The sequence below is a fragment of the Pseudoalteromonas sp. SG44-1 genome (assembly GCF_014164315.1).
Taxonomy (GTDB): Bacteria; Pseudomonadota; Gammaproteobacteria; order Enterobacterales; family Alteromonadaceae; genus Pseudoalteromonas; species Pseudoalteromonas rhizosphaerae.
On sequence record NZ_JACJEW010000147.1, the window covers coordinates 1 to 2175 of the forward strand.

General features: G+C 36.4%; 2 protein-coding genes. Both read left to right on the top strand.

Annotation, left to right across the window (positions count from 1 at the left end; all coding sequences use genetic code 11):
* Positions 1–152 precede the first annotated feature (152 nt).
* A complete protein-coding gene (locus tag H5187_RS23245; protein ID WP_182785429.1) occupies positions 153–611 on the top strand; it encodes an SMI1/KNR4 family protein in 459 nt (152 codons plus the stop codon).
* 421 nt (positions 612–1032) lie between these two features.
* Positions 1033–1545: an AAA family ATPase gene (locus tag H5187_RS23250; RefSeq protein WP_145241240.1), complete on the top strand. Its 513-nt coding sequence runs from the start codon at positions 1033–1035 to the stop codon at positions 1543–1545.
* Positions 1546–2175: the final 630 nt, after the last annotated feature.

The window sequence follows — 2175 nt, forward strand, 5'->3', positions numbered from 1 at the left end:
GAAAACAGTTAAATAAATTGACTGATGATGATCAGTTAAGCTAATTTAAAAACGGCTCTACAAAATGATAAATCAAGTGATCAAAGCTGATGAGAATCGGTGATCAAAGTCATGAGAATACGCAATGTGCTGAAAAGGTTTGAAAGCTCCTAATGATAAAACTAGTAAAGAGTTATCCTGCGGTCACTAGGGAGCAACTAGAAATAGTCTTCTCAGAAGTAGAACTTCAATTTCCAGATTCATACATTGAATTTTTATTAGCTCAAAATGGCGGTGGCCCTGAAGTTGAAAGTGCTTATGTGTGCGTGAATGATCCTGAATACCAGATTTTAATAAATTGTTTTTACGGAGTCAGTAAGTCGGATACTCGTATAGATCTGTTGTGTGCTTGGGGTTCTCATAGTCACACAATTCCCGAGACTCTTTGTCCAATAGCCGATGATGGTATTGGGAATCAAATTTGTATAGGTATACAAAAACCTCACTTTGGTAATATGTACTTTTGGAATAAAGATGGTGAGGTCGACTACGGTGAGGAAGTAACTTTTGATAATATTGAATTTCTGGCAGGTTCGTTTGAAAGCTTTATTAATTGCGTTCGTAAAATGTAGCTGCTTAAATAAACAATCGTAACTTTAATGGTCAACTGTTTTGTATGAATTTAAACGGGGTGTTTCAGTCAATAAATACATGACTAAGTTGATTTTAAGCGGTCAAACGAAAGTGAATACCTTTACTTCATTCTGCGGCAACTGCATTGCTTAGTTCATAATATAGAAAAGCTGCAAAACACGATGCACTAATTAGGGGAAGCCCTTATCTCTTAATAAGCCACTCAAACACTTGTCAGACCTTCCAAAACGCCAATTAAAACAACAGCAAATCGTCTTTTATATTTTACGTGAAAGCCAGTTGTCGATTGAATCAAAATAGCAACTGGGCTATGGTTAATGCATCAATTAAAATAAATTAAAAACGAGTAATTCTACAGCCTCGTTAGGCTTTTTATTCGATCTCTGAGGGAAAATTAAATTGCTATATATTTTTGGCGGCTTGCCAGGTACTGGCAAGTCTGAGCTATCTAAATATTTGTCAGAGACTATCGGTGCTGTTTATTTGCGTGTTGATACGATTGAACAAACCTTAAAAAGCCATGGTATTAATCAGATTTACGATGAGGGATATAAGATTGCCTCATCGGTAGCGTCGGATAATTTAAAGCTTGGACAATCAGTTGTTGCTGATTCTACAAATCCAGTAAATGAGTCACGGGAGTTGTGGAGAAATACTGCAACTAGGTCAAGTGCTCAATTTATTGAAATTGAAGTTATCTGCTCTGACCTGCACGAGCATAAACAACGAATAGAAACTAGAGTTTCTGATATACCTGACTTACAACTTCCAACATGGGAGAGTGTTTATGAACGTGAATACTATCAATGGATGACTGAAAGAGTTGTTGTAGATACAGCAGGTAAAACTTTAGAGCAAAGTAAGCATGATTTAATGAATGCGCTAGGCTTATCAGTGCCAACAAAAGCCTAACAAATATGAGCCTTAACTCTGTCAATAGGCACTAGTATTTTCTTTGACCGCTTTTATACAGTGACGGTCAATTCTAAATCAATAAACAAATTCGTTTACTTCATCTGTCGATGTGGCCGTTAAGCAAGTAGCTTACGGCAAATACATAAGGGATCGCTGTGCAATCCTTACGTTATTAGCATAGGATTTGCTTATAGCCCTCTAAAGCGCAGCGCCTCTTAATCTCTTTGTGAATAATTCAATTAAAGATCTTTTGCACAAAGAGCACAGAAAGAGAAGTAAAAGCTAATTCGCACGTGTAAAACACACTACATTAATAGAGATAAGCTGCTACCTCACCAAGTAAGCCACTTAAACACCTGCAAAACGCCAATTAAAACAACACCAAGTCTTTTTTTATATTTTACGCGAAAGTCAGTTGTCGATTGAATCAAAATAGGAACTCGGCTATGGTTAATGCATCAATAAAAATAAATTAAAAACGAGTTATTCTACAGGCTCGTTATCCCCCTGTGTCAGGATAGTTGTCGTCTCTAACTTTTAATAGAGGCAGATAAAAATGAGACGTCGATTTACACAAGAATTTAAAGTTCAAGCGGTTGAAAAAGCATTATCTCAATGTGATGATGT

Bases quoted from the DNA above. Each gene is read 5' to 3' on its own strand.
- H5187_RS23245 (WP_182785429.1), top strand. From the start codon at position 153: ATGATAAAACTAGTAAAGAGTTATCCTGCGGTCACTAGGGAGCAACTA.